Origin of the sequence: Peribacillus sp. FSL P2-0133 (genome assembly GCF_037975445.1) — a bacterium.
Classification (GTDB): domain Bacteria; phylum Bacillota; class Bacilli; order Bacillales; family DSM-1321; genus Peribacillus; species Peribacillus simplex_E.
This window is the reverse complement of record NZ_CP150254.1, coordinates 4761193-4776195: the sequence shown is the minus strand read 5'-3', so window position 1 is coordinate 4776195 and position 15003 is coordinate 4761193. Positions and strand designations below refer to the sequence as shown.

Sequence of the window (15003 nt, the reverse complement as noted above, 5' to 3'; positions counted from 1 at the left end):
AAAAGGAGAGATTGATATGAAGAAAATCATGGTAGTATGCGGAAACGGATTGGGAAGCAGCTTCATCATGGAGATGAATGTGAAGAAAGCGTTGACGGAAATGGGTAAGACAGCCAAGGTGGATCATACGGATCTGGCATCCGCAAAAACGGTTCAGGCAGATATTTACCTGGGAGCGGCTGATATTGTCGGTCAGCTGGATGATGGAACCCGGACGATCGTCACACTGGAAAACATGATGAGCATTCCTGAAATCACATCGAAATTGGCTTCACATCTATAAGAAGGAAACATAAAGAAGAGGGGGAGAGGCAATGCTGGAACTTATCATGAATGACATCTTGGGTACACCTTCCATACTTGTGGGGCTGTTTGCCCTCATTGGACTGCTGTTACAGCGGAAATCCAGTGCGGATGTTGTATCTGGAACGCTAAAAACCGTCATGGGCTTCATTATCATTGGAGCGGGAGCGGCAGTGCTCATTGGCGCCCTTGATATATTCAGTAAAATGTTCGATCATGCATTCAATGTACAAGGCGTCATACCGAATAACGAAGCCATTGTCGCAGCCGCCCAAAGTGATTTTGGGACTTCGACTGCACTAATCATGGTTTTTGGTATGGTTGTCAATGTTTTGCTGGCTCGTTTCACGCCATTTAAATATATATTCTTAACGGGACACCATACCTTATTCATGGCTTGTTTACTTGCAGTCACGCTATCGGTCGGCGGGCTCAACGGATTTCCGCTTATCTTGGTCGGTTCCATTCTATTGGGAGTATGCATGGTGATGTTCCCAGCCCTCCTTCAGCCATACGTACGGAAGATTACCGGAAGCGATGATTTTGCCATCGGCCATTTCGGGACAATCGGATATTTTGTATCCGCGACAGTTGGAAAATGGTTTGGAAATAAGGAAAAAACGACGGAGCAAATCAAGGTTCCTAAATCTTTAGGATTCCTGAGGGACACATCAGTTGCTGTATCGCTTACGATGACGATGTTCTTTGTGATCGTCGCATTGTTTGCCGGACAGAACTATATTGAAACGGAATTATCCGGTGGTTCGAACTTCATCGTATTCTCTTTCATCCAGGCGATAACATTTGCTGCAGGAGTCTACATCATTCTTGCAGGGGTACGGATGTTAATTGCTGAAATCGTCCCTGCATTCAAAGGGATTGCCGATAAAGTGGCGCCGAATACAAAACCTGCATTGGACTGTCCGACTATCTTTCCATTCGCTCCAAATGCAGTGATCATCGGGTTCCTATTCAGTTTCTTAGCTGGACTATTATCCATGTTCCTCCTTCCGGTACTTGGATTGAAAGTAATCGTTCCGGGGCTCGTACCGCATTTCTTCACCGGAGCTGCAGCAGGTGTATTCGGAAATGCCACAGGAGGCAGAAGCGGAGCGATGCTTGGATCCTTTGCCAACGGGCTCATCATTAGTTTCCTGCCGGCAATACTCCTGGTCTTCTTGGGGGATGTAGGGTTTGAAGGTACCACATTTGGTGATTCGGATTTCGGTGTGGTCGGTCTCTTGATCCTAAGCGTCATGAAACTTTTAGGATTATCCTAAACTGTTATACTGATAAGGTAAAGAAACAAAAATAAATGAATGAAACCAACAGCCTAAGATCTTTATAGATAATGGGCTGTTGGCATTTTCATCATCATTTGGATTTTTGAGGTGATTTGCATGAACAACAAAGCAATTGTGCTCGATTTGGATGGCACGACATTGAACGAAAGAAATACTGTGAATGAAACGCTGGAACAATACATAGGCGAACTTAGGAAAAGTGGTAAGCTGATTTTCATTGCGACAGGAAGAACACTGGAAGAAGTGAGGGACGTTTTACCGTCCGGCATGGAAGCCGATGGAATGGTGACCGCCAATGGAATGTCCGTATTTATCGGAAAGAAACAGATTGTCGAACACGCCCTGTCGACGGAACTTGTGGAGGAATTGGTCGCCAAAGCAGGAGCGGAAGAGATTTTTTACGAAGTTCATCCGAACGATGGAACACGGATGGCATTACTTAAAGATAAAGACTATATGGTTAAACAAGGTTTGATTCCAAAGCCTGAGACAGTCGATGAAAATGAATGGCTATCAAGACAGGATGCAGTGGAAGACAAAATAAGATGGTCAGAACAACTGGATATAAGCAGCGTAGCCAAAATTTACTTCTTCAGCAATGAAATGAATACGATTCGAAAATGGAAAGCGGAATTGGAGAAAATCAAGCAGTACAATGCCTTTACCACAGCTTCCTCCACCCATCATAATGTAGAAGTGACCGTGGAAGGCATCACAAAAGCAACAGGCGTTCAACTGCTGCTGAAGCATTTCCAGCTAGCACCGGAAAATATCCTGGCAGTAGGCGATGGCGAAAATGACCTCCCGCTATTCCAACTCGCCGGACATTGCGTTGCCATGAAAAACGCCACGGACCTGGTCAAAGAACAGGCGGATGAAGTGACGGATCATTCATATAGAGCAGATGGACTGTATCGCTTTTTAAAGGGAATGTTTCACTAAAATAACCTGGAAGGCACGAAGATCCAATCTTGTTTGTGAAATTTGAACGTTGATTGGAAAGCGAGTGCCAGAAGTGGAAAACAACTTTCAAGTTTTGACAACTCAATTATTATCAATTTTGTCTACAAAAGAAGTTCGGAAGGGTCTTATCGCGAACCATGATATTATAGCAAGTCTAGATGATTATTAAAGTTTTTTCTGGTTTTATGAAAGCCTCAATGGATTGAAGAAATTTGCGACACTCCTGCCAATAAATGGCTAGCCGAGACCCCGCAGGCGATTTTGCCGAGGGGGCTTGGCAGACAGTCGGCGGAAAGGGAGCGGATTTCTGCAATCAACTCTGAACGTTTTTTAAAATTGCAGGCAGACTCATTTACTTCTACCTAATTTTAATAATATCGGTATGAGTTTTATCATCGTGTTCCCAAACTACTGACACAACTGTGCCTTTTGATGGCTTAGGTCCTAAGTAAAAATCATCTGAAAAAGGATGCAGAACAGTAATTTCGCCATCTTCCGCCCTTCCTTCTTCAAAACTATCGATACTTGTATTAATTTTATCATTTTCTTCAACTACAATGGCTTTTACAGTTACATTATCGTTATTTCTTTGATTTAAATGACCTTCCCATCCAGTTGGTTCACTGGAATCTATATTTTTCGAATAAGTTACCTTCCACATTCCATTTTCTGAAGTTCCTGATATTACTATACTTGAGTAATACCAATAAACGCAGATTACTATGAGAGCTAACGGTATTATAACTTTCAAATATTTACTTCTAATCATATAACCCACTCAATGCTATCCTCCAATATTGATCAATTAGTTGTAATTTATCTACATTTTACTATAAATAGAAAAAGGTTTATTATCTTTTTTTCTGAAATCAGCTGGAACGTTTTTTTAAGGGTTTAAAATTTGATTTCCACTCCAGGCACTCGCTTTCCGCGGGCGGTCCGGGAGCCTCCTCGGCGCTCTTGCGCCTGCGGGGTCTCCCTTGGACGCACTTTCCCCGCAGGAGTCTCGCACCTTCCGTTCCAATCAACTGGATTGTTTTTTAAAGAAAAAACTGTAGTCAGGTTTCATCCCTAACCATGGTTTTAGGACAAGATTCCTTAATGGGTTTTTTACTATTTTATGAAACCTCAATGGATTGAAGAAATTTGCGACACTCCTGCCGAATAACTGGCTAGCCGAGACCCCACAGACGCTTGCGTCGAGGAGGCTTGGCAGACAGTCGGCGGAAAGGGAGCGGATTTCTGAAATAACTCTGAACGTTTTTTTGAGGAGTGTAAAATTTGACCAGAGATTAAACAATCCACGAGAATGGGCTTGTTCCAAAGTTTATATTCTGCTGGAATGTTTTTAGGACCCGTCATAATTGGCATCTTGATTGAAGTGTTTTCAAGATCGACAGGCTACCTGATCATGGGTGCATTATCAATTGTTTCTACCATTCTTATTAAAACCTCCATAAAACGCCCAAAAAAAGAAGCTACAAATGAAGAATATCCTCTTGAAGAGATGCTGATTGAAAGAAAATAGATTCTTTGAAAAGGCAAGGCAAGGAGAGCAGACCTTAACGGGTTTGCTCTTTTTTTACTTTTTTTAAAGTTCAACTTCACGTAAACAATAAAATTCATGCAGGTTGCCTTAATGGCCAAAATGATTTTTATTAACAAAATTTTATTAATATTGACGGTATCAATCTATGACTTTATCATAACAGCAGGATAATGATAATCATTTTCAATTATGAAGTATTCGTTGGGTAAGAAGTTAAATAGGTATAGATGACGGAAAGGGTGCGGAAAATGAGAGAATCTAGAAAAGTAAGAACGTTTGGGGGAGGAGGATTGATCCTGTTATTCACGATTATGATGATGTTATCAGGATGTAATAATTCTCAAAAAACAACAGAAGCAGAGAAGACATCTGCCGAAACAAGTAATCAAGAAACAAGGACGATTAAGCATGAAATGGGAGAAACGGAAATTAAAAATACTCCTAAAAAAATCGTTACGCTTGAGTTATCTTTCGTTGATTCTTTAAATGCCCTAGGGATAAAACCTATCGGGATTTCAGATGACAACAAAAAAGATATGATTACAAAACTTGTAGGTCAAGAAATGGATTATACTTCTGTAGGAACACGTGAGCAGCCTAATTTAGAGGTGATCAGTTCTTTACAGCCGGATTTAATCATTGCAGATGCTGAGCGGCATAAAGGGATTTATAAAGATTTACAGCAGATTGCTCCTACCATTGTCTTAAAAAGCCGGGAATCTACATATCAAGAAAACTTGGATTCTTTTAAAACGATTGCAAAGGCAGTGAATAAGGAAGATGCTGCAGAAAAAAGATTGAGCGAGCATGAAAAAACGCTTAAGGAACTTAAAGCAAAACTTACTGTTGATTCAAATATGACGGTTTTACCTGCAGTTGTACGAGATACTTCATTCCAAGCTCATACTTCTTCTTCTTATGATGGAGCATTGCTTGAACGCATGGGATTGAAAAATGCCATTCAGCAGGAACAGCCACATGCCGAGATGAACTTGGAGCAGCTTGTCGAGATTGATCCGGATGTGTTGCTTCTAGCGAATAATGAGGGTAAGTTACTTACTGATGAGTGGAAAGACAATCCTCTTTGGAAAGACCTGAAGGCTGTAAAAAGCGGACAAGTGTATAGTGTTGATCGAGATTTATGGACGAGATACCGTGGTGTTGTATCAGCGGAGGCCATTGCTAAAGACACTTTAAACATGCTTGGTGAAGAATAAAGGAACAAAAGCGAAGTAAGAGATCCCATTCTTACTTCGCTTTCCATTAGGTTTAAATTTAGTTAGGAAGTGTGTTGTATAGCGATGGAAACTGTAGCTAGAAGTAAACTGAAAGTGTATTGTACCGCTATCGCTGGAATCGTTTTGCTGATTTTAGGAGTCCTGACGAGTATTTCTGTGGGAGCGGCCGATATAGATGCATCAATGGTTTTGAAGTCCTTTTTTGATGCCGACTCGTCCAAGGAACAAACTATTATAAGGACCCTTCGATTGCCCCGGGCTTTAGTTGGAGCATTGGTCGGTGCCAATTTAGCGGTGGCGGGCGCTCTCATGCAGGCTATTACCCGAAATTCATTAGCTTCTCCACAAGTGTTTGGTGTTAATGCCGGTGCCTCATTTTTTATTGTGTCCGCGTTCGTTTTCTTTCCTAACCTTTCTTCCGTATCTCTAGTTTGCGTTGCATTCATTGGTGCAGCAGTGGGAGGGATGGCAGTCTATTCTTTTGCTTCGGGAGGAGGTATGACCCAAGTAAAGCTGGCATTGGCCGGTATGGCTGTTCACTTTTTTTTATCTTCTTTAACGCAAGGCATGATCATCTTTAATGAACAAGCGAAAGATGTGCTCTATTGGTTAGTAGGGTCTATTAATGGGAAAACATGGACACACGTTAACATGATTCTTCCTTGGTCTTTCTTCGGGCTACTTGTCGCTGCCTTGTTCTCTCGATCTGTATCTATCCTTGTCTTAGGAGAAAATATGGCGCAGGGACTTGGGCAGCGGGTGTACCGAATCCGTATTTTGGCAGGAATATTGGTGATTATTTTGGCAGGATCTTCGGTTGCCGTCGCAGGACCGGTGGGCTTTGTAGGATTGATCATTCCTCATATCGTCAGGAGACTGGTGGGCGGGGATTATCGAAGAATCATTCCTTTTTCTGCATTATTCGGCGCTTTACTCTTGGTTTACGCAGATATTCTCGCCCGGTTTATCGCTTATCCTTTTGAGTCGCCGGTAGGCATCGTAACAGCTATAATCGGTGCGCCATTCTTCCTTTATTTAGCGAAGAGAGGGAGGAATATTAAGCAATGAAACTAAAACGGACATTTGGGTTGAAATCAACTTTGCACCCTTATTCAATTCTCCTGATGCTGACGGTTACCATGCTGATTTTAGCATTGGTGAGCCTGGGCTTAGGGGCCATTTATATCTCACCTTTAGAAATTCTCCAAAATTTCCTTGGAAATGGCATGCAGAGCCAGGCGTTCATTCTGCACAACTATCGCATACCACGTATTTTAATTGCCGTGATAGTGGGGGCCGGATTGGCAACGGCTGGAGCCATTCTGCAAGGGGTCCTTCGAAATCCGTTGGCTTCTCCAGATGTGATTGGGGTAACAAAAGGGGCCGGTTTGGCAGCTGTTATAGTCATCGTTTTATTTCCGCAATCGCCCATTATCATTCTGCCTCTTTCAGCTTTTATCGGAGCGGCGGTCATGGCGGCAATTTTGATGATATTTGTTTATAAAAAAGGAGCTCAGCCAAATACAATAGCTTTGGTAGGAATTGCTTTAGGGGCCATATGTCAAGCGGGGATAGAGTATTTCATGGTCAAGTTCCCGGATGATGTAAACACGACACTGCTGTGGTTGACTGGCAGTCTATGGGGAAGAGGATGGGATCAAGTATTCATTTTGCTGCCATTTCTTGTCCTTGTCCCGGTATTGATTGCGTTAACTTCTAAAATGGATGTACTTAGCCTTGGCGACGATATAGCTACTGGTCTCGGTGAAAGGTCAAAATTACTGCGTTATATGTTGTTAAGTGTTTCTGTCATATTAATCGGAGTCTGTGTAGCTGCGGTTGGTTCCATCGGGTTCATAGGTTTAATTGCCCCCCATATCGCACGGAGGGTGGTAGGATCAAAATTCAAGCTTTTGCTTCCTGCTTCAGCTCTTTTCGGTTCCATCTTTCTACTCGTTGCCGATAGCCTGGGAAGAGGATTATTCCCTCCAATAGAAATACCCGCGGGAATCATCACTGCGGTGATTGGAGTGCCATATTTTTTATATCTATTACGCCGAGAACGAAAAATAACATAAGGAAGGCTGAATATCATGACAACATTATCAGCAGAGCATCTTTCCCTCTCTTATGGATCAACTCAAATCATCGATAATATCGATTTGGAAATTCCTGAAGGTAAGATCAGTATAATCATAGGTTCCAATGGTTGTGGCAAATCTACCATTCTACGGTCTCTAGCCAGATTATTAACACCTCAGCAAGGCACGATCTATTTAGATGGAAAAGCCATTCATCTTCAATCTTCCAAGGATGTGGCAAAGAAATTGGCTATCTTACCCCAAGCTCCGGAAGCTCCTGAAGATATAACCGTTAAAGAACTATGCTATTATGGCAGGCATCCGCACAAAGGCTTATTTTCCAGACAAACCCCGGAAGATCATGCCATTGTCGACCGTGCATTATCCGCAACAAAAATGACGGAATTCGCTGATCGGACATTGGATGCATTATCTGGAGGACAAAGGCAAAGGGCATGGATTTCGATGGCTTTGGTACAAGAAACCGACCTATTACTGTTGGATGAACCGACAACCTATCTGGATTTAGCGCACCAAATTGAAATATTGGAATTACTGCGCGATTTAAACCTCACTCATGGGCGCACGATCGTCATGGTACTGCATGATTTGAATCAAGCGGCACAGTATGCCGATCATCTGATCAGCATCAAGAAGGGGAAAATCTATAAAGAAGGACCGCCTGAAACGGTCTTTACAAAAGAGATGATCAAGGACGTCTTCGGACTGGAATGCTGCATTATTGAAAATCCTGTTGATCAAACGCCCCTATGCATTCCAATTGGTTTATCTCAAGATCAGTGAGATGCATTTAGAGTCAGACTATCGAGGCAAAAAAACATCAGGGGGATTTCAAATCACCCTGATGTTTTTTTAATTATCATGTATCTTATTTATTCCCTGGAGCAGGTTGGTCGACCCCTTTAATTCTATGTCTATGCCCATCTTCTTCCGTTGTGTAAAAATCGTAATAGTGAACGTGCATTCCATTTCCAACCAGAATGGGTGGTCCCGAATAAGCCTTATAATAATGGGTATGTCCATCCTCAAATAACACATATCCTTCAGTATAATGAATATGTTCTCCCTCTTGTGATGGAATTGGCGGGGAAGTTACATCTAAACATTGATGGACATGGCCGTCCGCTAGGGAAGTATAATCAACAGATCCATGATTATGATGTGGTACGAACCCAGATACAAAATCATCTTTTCCTACTTTATTCAATCTCTTCCCTCCTTGTATAAACAAACGCTTTATAAACCATATGCTTGGAAAAATAAGAAGATTCATAACGACAAATTTATGGAATGAGGATTAAAACGTGGAAAACCACAATGCATCAACATAAATCCGAGTTAAAAGCTCTTTAAGTGCCAGGTGGGATCAGTATAAATGATAAAAAATAGAAAGACTTATATATTAAAGGAGGCTTATTATCTTGGAAGCCAAATGTGTTAAATTCTATGAGTTCGGGAATCCGCAAAAGGTTTTAAAAGTTGAAAATAAATTTATTCAAAGTCCTTCCGAAGGAGAGGTCCTCGTTCGGATGACTACACGTCCCATTAACCCATCTGACTTGCTGCCCATTCGCGGTGCATATTCCCACCGAATTCCCTTGCCTTCCATACCTGGTTATGAAGGGGTCGGCATTGTAGAAGAGGTGGGTCCATCGGTTTCGAAAGAGCTGATAGGCAAGCGTGTTCTGCCTTTGCGCGGTGAAGGGACCTGGCAGGAATATGTTAAAACATCTGCGGATTTGGCCATCGTCATTCCCGATTCGATCGAGGATTATATTGCAGCGCAATTATATATAAATCCGATAACCGCATGGCTAATCTGTACAGAAGTATTGGCATTGAAACCGGGTGATGTATTACTTGTAAATGCTTGCGGATCTTCCATCGGCCGTATCTTTGCCCAGTTATCCAAGATACTTGGATTTAAGCTGATTGCTGTAACGAGAAACAGTAAGTATACGGAAGAACTGCTTAAGCTTGGTGCTTCATATGTGATCGATACGTCCCGATCATCATTGCATGATACCGTGATGGAATGGACGAATGGGCGCGGAGCGAAAGGGGCCATAGATTCAGTGGGGGGCATCGATGGTTCAGAGCTAGCTTTTTGTGTTCGGCCTAATGGCATCTTATTAACGATTGGCCTTTTATCAGGACAGTCTGTAAATTGGGCAAAAATTTCACAAAGGACAAAAGTGAATGTTCAAATGTTTCATCTTCGGCATTGGAATCAGCAGGCTTCCATTCAAACTTGGCATGAAACGTTTAACCTTTTGATGGGTTTCATTAATGATAAAAGATTGAAGTTCATGATGCCGGCTTCCTACTACAGCCTTCAAGATGTGCAAGAAGCCATTATTGTCCCGAGCAATGGAGGGAAGATTTTCTTAAGCAACTGATTGCGCATGCTCAATTGCAAAGGCGGTTTGCTGATTGAACGGATATATTGAAGGGGTCATTCATCTTGGAGCTCTTCCAATAGGTTCCTAAGGTAAATGGAAATGGCCCCTGATAATATGGAATTACTTGATTACCTGTAAGGTACTAGTTTAGAATGCGGAATAGAACATGTTGCTACATGATACGACTTTGGAGGAACTACTTATGAAAACAATATATGTGAATGCTACATTTTTTACTATGGACAAGGAAAATCAAATCTTTGAAAACGGCATGATGATTGTACAAGATGATACCATATCCTACGTTGGTCAGCATGATGAACAACAATTGGCAGATGCAGATCAAGTGGTCAACCTTGGCGGGAAATGGATCATGCCAGGCCTTGTGAATGCCCATTCGCATATTGTAATGACCCTTTTACGCGGTATCGGGGACGATATGCTGCTGAAGCCATGGCTTGAAACGAAAATATGGCCGCTTGAAAGCCAGTTTACAACGGAAATCGCCTCTGTAAGCACTCAGCTTGGCATTATGGAAATGATGAAATCAGGAACCACGACATTTTCGGATATGTTTAATCCTAATGGAATAGATGCAGGTGCTGTCATGGAGACGATAGGCGAAACAGGAATGCGCGGAGCCTTTTCCTACACGATCTTCAGCTTGGGTACCGAAAAAGACCAAAAAGCGAACCTCATGGGGGCAGAAATGTTTTCAAAAAACTATAAAACGTTTGCCGATGGCCGCCTGACTACCATGGTCGCACCACATAGCCCATATGCCTGCACACCTGAAGCAATCATGGAAAGTGCGCGGATTGCAAAAGAGAATGATTTGATGGTGCACATCCACGTATCGGAAACGGACTTTGAAATCCTCGACATCGAAAAACGTTACGGATCCCGTCCTGTCGAGCACCTTCGCCGTCTAGGTCTGTTCGACCAGCCTACCGTGATGGCACACGGTGTGGTTCTCAATGACGAAGAGCGTGCGATACTAAAACAGCATGATGTTCGCGTTGCCCATAACCCAATCAGTAACCTGAAGCTTGGATCTGGAATTGCCGATGTCGTCAGCCTTCTTGATGCAGGCATTAAAGTGGGAGTAGCAACAGATGGCGTCGCCTCCAATAACAACTTCGATATGTTCGAAGAAATGAGGACAGCTGCATTACTGCAAAAAGGAATCTATAAGGATGCCACTAAATTTCCTGCCCAAACAGCACTCGCCATGGCCACAAGAATGGGAGCCGAAGCGATAGGCATGGGCCATACAGGATCACTGGAAGCTGGTAAAAAAGCAGATTTTATCACCATTTACCCTTATGACAAAGAACACCTGCAGCCGTTGAGTGAAGCCTATTCGCACCTGCTTTATGCAGCACGCGGAAATGATGTATGTGATGTATACATCGATGGCAAGATGGTCGTGAAAGAAAGGCGCTGCTTAACGATCGATGAAGAAAAAGTAATCGCCGAAACGAATCGTCTGCAAGGTACCCTATCACGATAACACTGATGGGAAACAAACGAATGCACAGAAAAAGGAGCTGCCATTTGCAGCTCCTTTTTTTATGGACTCAATGATGCAGATGGGCTGTGGGAGTGATGTAGGACGGAATGATCTTTTTTGAGGCCCTTATTATTCGGTTTTAGTAAGGAATAGTTCGCATCGAATGGCAGTCAAAAAGGAATTACCGCAAGTATTGTGGAATAAATTGTTCTTAACACTTAGAAATCCGTCGTGAGTCCAGTTTCTTGGAAATATGGAAACAAAGTAAGCCAGTTAAAAATATTAATAAGAAAATAGGTATGGCAAAAACGGTTAAAAACGAAAAAAAGAAAAAAATGCTGCTGACCGCAAATATTAACCAACTGGTAATCAGCAAGCAACTGGATAAAAAATCTTTGACAGCATGGATCATAGAATCACCACCGTATGAAAATCGACGTATTAATTATACACCATTTTCCTAATTTGTTACTTGGAGGGAAAAGGAGGGCGAGATGAATGGAAAGTGAATCTTCGTTGTTAAAAGAGCATCTGTATGAGCTGGAGGAGAAATTGTTAAAAACTGAAGTCCGTACATCACCAGAAGAGCTTTCATTATTATTGAAAGATGATTTCCTTGAGTTCGGCAGTTCGGGTAACATATGGTCTAAAAGCGATTTTTTGGGGCAAGAGGGAGCCGGAGCGGTGAAAATGACACTAAGTCAATTTGATATGCATCCATTGTCTGAGGATACCGTGTTAACTACGTACCGGATTTTTGATGAAGATAAAGAGGAACATACCTTAAGGAGTTCAATCTGGAAATGTACGAATGGAAGGTGGCAAATGTTTTTTCATCAAGGCACAAAAACGAAAGGGCCCAGTTAAGCCTATTATTTATGAAAAAAAATATCATAAAAATGCGTAAGTAAAATTAGGTTTGCTTGCTTAAAAACTATTTTACTAAAATGATAGAGGTGAATGAAGTTGATCTTTCGTACCATTGATACGGACAAAGATAAAGATATTATCATTAAATTCAGGAAAGATTCCTATGTTGTAAGTTTTGGATCTGAAGATGGTTTTGGAGATGAAAATACATATCTGCAACGAATGAAAGAACGGGTCCGCAAATTTCCGGATGGACAGGTGATCATTGAAAAGGACCAAGAACCGATTGGACAAATGGAACTTCAAATTCGTGAGTATGAAGGAACGGAGATTGGCTATGTGAATCTTTTTTATCTTATTCCCGATTACCGCAGTAAAGGCCTTGGCAAGGAATTGGTTCGCTACGCAGAAAACTTTTTCAGGCAATTTAATGTATCCGAATATCATTTAAGGGTTTCTCCGGAAAATGGAAGGGCGATTCGTTTATATACGAAATCAGGCATGATGAAGATAAGGGAAGAAAATGAAAAATACCCTGTATGGAGAATGAGTAAAACATTATAAAAACGAAATAAAATTATATTAATATAATTTATAGAGCGTCAATTCACTATACTATGAAAATGTTTAGAACGAAAAAAATATGGTTGACTTTAGAGAAATTAGAATATATAGTGAAGGACATAATTAAATATAACGTTAATTCTTATCAAGAGATGTGGAGGGACTTGGCCCTATGATACCTCGGCAGCGGGTTTTTACTTTTGTAAAAATACTGTGCTAATTCCAACGGACGAAAGTTTGAAAGATAAGAAGGAGCTTTTCTTAGATAATTAATTTAAGAGTTTACTCTTTTTTATGTCTAAAAGAGGCCTCTTCTGTCTGATGACGGAAGAGGCCTCTTTTGTTTATTCAAAATGTATATGGTTATTTGGATTATTGGTGCATTTACTCGTAAATTCCAAAAATTTAACCCTAACATTATGAAACTTTGCAAAGCTCTTCTCTGGATAATGAATTCGTACAAATAAACAGCATGGGGGGAGATTGGATGATTGAGTTTCAAAATGTCAAAAAGGTTTATCAAACAAAGAAACAGACTGTCGAGGCTTTGAAGGGCATTAATTTGACGGTTGAAAAGGGGGATATATTCGGTGTAGTCGGTTATAGCGGGGCCGGGAAGAGTACGTTGATCAGGTTGGTCAATTTGCTTGAACATCCTTCAGATGGTTCGGTGATTGTTGGGGGCAAGGATTTAACCAAATTGAACGCGAAGGAATTGCGGGCAGAAAAGAAAAAAATCGGGATGATCTTTCAGCATTTCAATTTGCTAAACTCAAAGACCGTTTTTGATAATATCGCCATGCCGCTGATTTTATCGGGAACCCCTGGTAAAGAAATCAAAAAGCGGGTAGGCGAGCTGTTGGAGTTCGTTGGCTTATCAAGCAAAGCAAAGAGTTATCCGGAACAATTATCCGGCGGTCAAAAGCAGCGGATCGGCATTGCGAGAGCATTGGCTACAAATCCATCGATCTTATTGTGTGATGAAGCTACATCGGCATTGGATCCACAAACAACGAGTGCTGTTCTGCAGCTCTTAAAGAAAATCAATAAAGAATACAATATTACCATTCTGCTAATCACTCATGAGATGTCTGTCATCAGGGAAATTTGCAATAAGGTAGCGGTCATGGAGGGCGGATGCGTCGTTGAACAAGGTTCGGTTTTCGAAGTGTTTGCGAAGCCGCAAACGGATATTGCAAAAAACTTCGTGAGAACGGTCATACATGACGAAATTCCACAAAGTTTCCTAAAAAGCATAGGGTCCCATATCCCGATTATTTGGAAAATTAATTTTATTGGGACTACTTCGGGTACTCCTTTACTTTCAACCATCTCGAAGAAATATGATGTTCATTTAAGTGTCTTATCAGCCAATATTTCTGAAATTCAGGAAACGCCTTTCGGGAATTTGATCATCGAAGTGACCGGGAACAAAAATGAGGTGGACAAGGCTTATCAATATATTAAAGATGAGGGGATTCTCGTCCAGGAGGTGCAGATAAATGGGTAATACGCTTTGGGGAATGGAAATAACGGCAGATCAGCTGTCGACAGCTTTCGGTGACACACTTTATATGGTAGCCATCTCATTGGTATTTTCCGGATTGATTGGGCTTCCGCTCGGTATCCTGCTTGTCATTACAAGAAAGGGTCACATCCTGGAGAATAAATGGGTCTTTAATGTATTGAACCCGATCATCAATATATTGCGGTCGGTTCCTTTCATCATCTTGCTTGTAGCACTTATTCCGTTTACAAGAATGATTGTAGGCAGTGCAATCGGAACGAATGCGGCCATTGTTCCGCTAATCTTTTACGCGGCTCCTTATATCGCCAGGCTTGTGGAGAACTCCCTGTTGGAAGTGGACAAAGGGATCATCGAGGCAGCTCAGGCGATGGGGGCGACGACATGGCAAATCATTTATCGCTTTTTGATTCCCGAGGGACTCAGTTCGTTGATCCTTACATTTACAACAGCGACAATCGGGCTTGTTGGATCTACGGCCATGGCAGGTGCCGTCGGTGCAGGCGGGGTCGGAGATTTAGCTTTGGCTTACGGTTATCAAAGGTTTGATACGATGACGATGATCGTCACAGTGGCGGCGCTCGTGATCATCGTTCAATTATTGCAATCCACCGGGAATTTTGTTTCAAGAAAAATCAGAAGAAGATAAAAATAACAGGAGGTAGGAGAA

17 protein-coding genes and 1 riboswitch are annotated in these 15003 nt (G+C 41.8%); of the genes, 15 read left to right on the top strand and 2 right to left on the bottom strand.

The features are described from left to right. Window positions 1-16 precede the first annotated feature (16 nt). The 3 genes from MKY17_RS22980 to MKY17_RS22970 all read left to right on the top strand — a co-directional run bounded on the left by MKY17_RS22980 (window position 17) and on the right by MKY17_RS22970 (window position 2549). A complete protein-coding gene (locus MKY17_RS22980; RefSeq protein WP_339200817.1) occupies window positions 17-283 on the top strand; it encodes a PTS sugar transporter subunit IIB in 267 nt (88 codons plus the stop codon). A gap of 31 nt (window positions 284-314) precedes the next feature. Continuing rightward, the gene (locus MKY17_RS22975) at window positions 315-1583 is read left to right on the top strand and encodes a PTS ascorbate transporter subunit IIC (RefSeq protein ID WP_098373850.1); all 1269 of its coding nucleotides are present in this window, start codon (window positions 315-317) and stop codon (window positions 1581-1583) included. Between the two features lie 120 nt (window positions 1584-1703). Next, window positions 1704-2549, top strand: a complete 846-nt coding sequence (locus tag MKY17_RS22970; protein WP_098373851.1) for an HAD family hydrolase — start codon at window positions 1704-1706, stop codon at window positions 2547-2549. Between the two features lie 379 nt (window positions 2550-2928). On the opposite strand, the gene MKY17_RS22965 is transcribed toward MKY17_RS22970, so the two are convergent. Next, window positions 2929-3348 carry a hypothetical protein gene (locus MKY17_RS22965; protein ID WP_098373866.1) on the bottom strand — a complete coding sequence of 140 codons (420 nt, stop codon included), beginning with the start codon at window positions 3346-3348 and terminating at the stop codon, window positions 2929-2931. A gap of 513 nt (window positions 3349-3861) precedes the next feature. On the opposite strand from MKY17_RS22965, the gene MKY17_RS22960 reads away from it, so the two are divergent. The 5 genes from MKY17_RS22960 to MKY17_RS22940 all read left to right on the top strand — a co-directional run bounded on the left by MKY17_RS22960 (window position 3862) and on the right by MKY17_RS22940 (window position 8242). Beyond that, entirely contained in the window at window positions 3862-4098 is a 237-nt protein-coding gene (locus tag MKY17_RS22960) for an MFS transporter (protein WP_339202443.1), read from the top strand. A gap of 269 nt (window positions 4099-4367) precedes the next feature. After that, window positions 4368-5336: a Fe(3+) dicitrate ABC transporter substrate-binding protein gene (locus MKY17_RS22955; RefSeq protein WP_098372054.1), complete on the top strand. Its 969-nt coding sequence runs from the start codon at window positions 4368-4370 to the stop codon at window positions 5334-5336. Between the two features lie 84 nt (window positions 5337-5420). Next, the gene (locus MKY17_RS22950; RefSeq protein WP_098372055.1) at window positions 5421-6425 is read left to right on the top strand and encodes an iron ABC transporter permease; all 1005 of its coding nucleotides are present in this window, start codon (window positions 5421-5423) and stop codon (window positions 6423-6425) included. Continuing rightward, entirely contained in the window at window positions 6422-7435 is a 1014-nt protein-coding gene (locus MKY17_RS22945) for an iron chelate uptake ABC transporter family permease subunit (RefSeq protein WP_098372056.1), read from the top strand. Before MKY17_RS22950 ends, MKY17_RS22945 begins: the two co-directional genes overlap by 4 nt. A gap of 15 nt (window positions 7436-7450) precedes the next feature. Further along, window positions 7451-8242: an ABC transporter ATP-binding protein gene (locus MKY17_RS22940; RefSeq protein WP_098372057.1), complete on the top strand. Its 792-nt coding sequence runs from the start codon at window positions 7451-7453 to the stop codon at window positions 8240-8242. An 85-nt stretch (window positions 8243-8327) separates the two neighbouring features. Here MKY17_RS22940 and MKY17_RS22935 read toward each other — a convergent pair whose 3' ends face one another. Beyond that, on the bottom strand, window positions 8328-8666 hold the full coding sequence (locus MKY17_RS22935) for a YmaF family protein (protein ID WP_098372058.1): 339 nt from the start codon (window positions 8664-8666) through the stop codon (window positions 8328-8330). A 214-nt stretch (window positions 8667-8880) separates the two neighbouring features. Between MKY17_RS22935 and MKY17_RS22930 the strand changes: the two genes are divergently transcribed. The 7 genes from MKY17_RS22930 (at window position 8881) to MKY17_RS22900 (ending at window position 14982) form a co-directional block, all read left to right on the top strand. Continuing rightward, the gene (locus MKY17_RS22930; protein ID WP_098372059.1) at window positions 8881-9858 is read left to right on the top strand and encodes a zinc-dependent alcohol dehydrogenase family protein; all 978 of its coding nucleotides are present in this window, start codon (window positions 8881-8883) and stop codon (window positions 9856-9858) included. Window positions 9859-10063: 205 nt separating this feature from the next. Further along, window positions 10064-11374: an amidohydrolase family protein gene (locus tag MKY17_RS22925; protein WP_098372060.1), complete on the top strand. Its 1311-nt coding sequence runs from the start codon at window positions 10064-10066 to the stop codon at window positions 11372-11374. Window positions 11375-11619: 245 nt separating this feature from the next. Beyond that, a complete protein-coding gene (locus MKY17_RS22920; RefSeq protein ID WP_179891093.1) occupies window positions 11620-11838 on the top strand; it encodes a hypothetical protein in 219 nt (72 codons plus the stop codon). A gap of 34 nt (window positions 11839-11872) precedes the next feature. Further along, complete coding sequence (locus MKY17_RS22915) at window positions 11873-12241, top strand: DUF4440 domain-containing protein (RefSeq protein WP_098372061.1); 369 nt, start codon at window positions 11873-11875, stop codon at window positions 12239-12241. Window positions 12242-12340: 99 nt separating this feature from the next. Continuing rightward, window positions 12341-12808 (top strand): GNAT family N-acetyltransferase, encoded by a 468-nt coding sequence (locus MKY17_RS22910; RefSeq protein WP_098372062.1) that lies wholly within the window; start codon window positions 12341-12343, stop codon window positions 12806-12808. A 139-nt stretch (window positions 12809-12947) separates the two neighbouring features. Further along, window positions 12948-13059, top strand: a riboswitch (SAM riboswitch). Window positions 13060-13295: 236 nt separating this feature from the next. After that, complete coding sequence (locus tag MKY17_RS22905) at window positions 13296-14318, top strand: methionine ABC transporter ATP-binding protein (RefSeq protein ID WP_098372063.1); 1023 nt, start codon at window positions 13296-13298, stop codon at window positions 14316-14318. A 13-nt stretch (window positions 14319-14331) separates the two neighbouring features. After that, a complete protein-coding gene (locus MKY17_RS22900) occupies window positions 14332-14982 on the top strand; it encodes a methionine ABC transporter permease (protein ID WP_053537357.1) in 651 nt (216 codons plus the stop codon). Window positions 14983-15003 lie beyond the last annotated feature (21 nt).

Excerpts from the sequence above, each read along its gene's own strand:
- MKY17_RS22940 (WP_098372057.1), top strand. The coding sequence starts at position 7,451 with ATGACAACATTATCAGCAGAGCATCTTTCCCTCTCTTATGGATCAACT.
- MKY17_RS22980 (WP_339200817.1), top strand. The coding sequence starts at position 17 with ATGAAGAAAATCATGGTAGTATGCGGAAACGGATTGGGAAGCAGCTTC.
- MKY17_RS22905 (WP_098372063.1), top strand. The coding sequence starts at position 13,296 with ATGATTGAGTTTCAAAATGTCAAAAAGGTTTATCAAACAAAGAAACAG.
- MKY17_RS22945 (WP_098372056.1), top strand. The coding sequence starts at position 6,422 with ATGAAACTAAAACGGACATTTGGGTTGAAATCAACTTTGCACCCTTAT.
- MKY17_RS22950 (WP_098372055.1), top strand. The coding sequence starts at position 5,421 with ATGGAAACTGTAGCTAGAAGTAAACTGAAAGTGTATTGTACCGCTATC.
- MKY17_RS22970 (WP_098373851.1), top strand. The coding sequence starts at position 1,704 with ATGAACAACAAAGCAATTGTGCTCGATTTGGATGGCACGACATTGAAC.
- MKY17_RS22975 (WP_098373850.1), top strand. The coding sequence starts at position 315 with ATGCTGGAACTTATCATGAATGACATCTTGGGTACACCTTCCATACTT.
- MKY17_RS22900 (WP_053537357.1), top strand. The coding sequence starts at position 14,332 with ATGGAAATAACGGCAGATCAGCTGTCGACAGCTTTCGGTGACACACTT.
- MKY17_RS22915 (WP_098372061.1), top strand. The coding sequence starts at position 11,873 with ATGGAAAGTGAATCTTCGTTGTTAAAAGAGCATCTGTATGAGCTGGAG.
- MKY17_RS22955 (WP_098372054.1), top strand. The coding sequence starts at position 4,368 with ATGAGAGAATCTAGAAAAGTAAGAACGTTTGGGGGAGGAGGATTGATC.
- MKY17_RS22925 (WP_098372060.1), top strand. The coding sequence starts at position 10,064 with ATGAAAACAATATATGTGAATGCTACATTTTTTACTATGGACAAGGAA.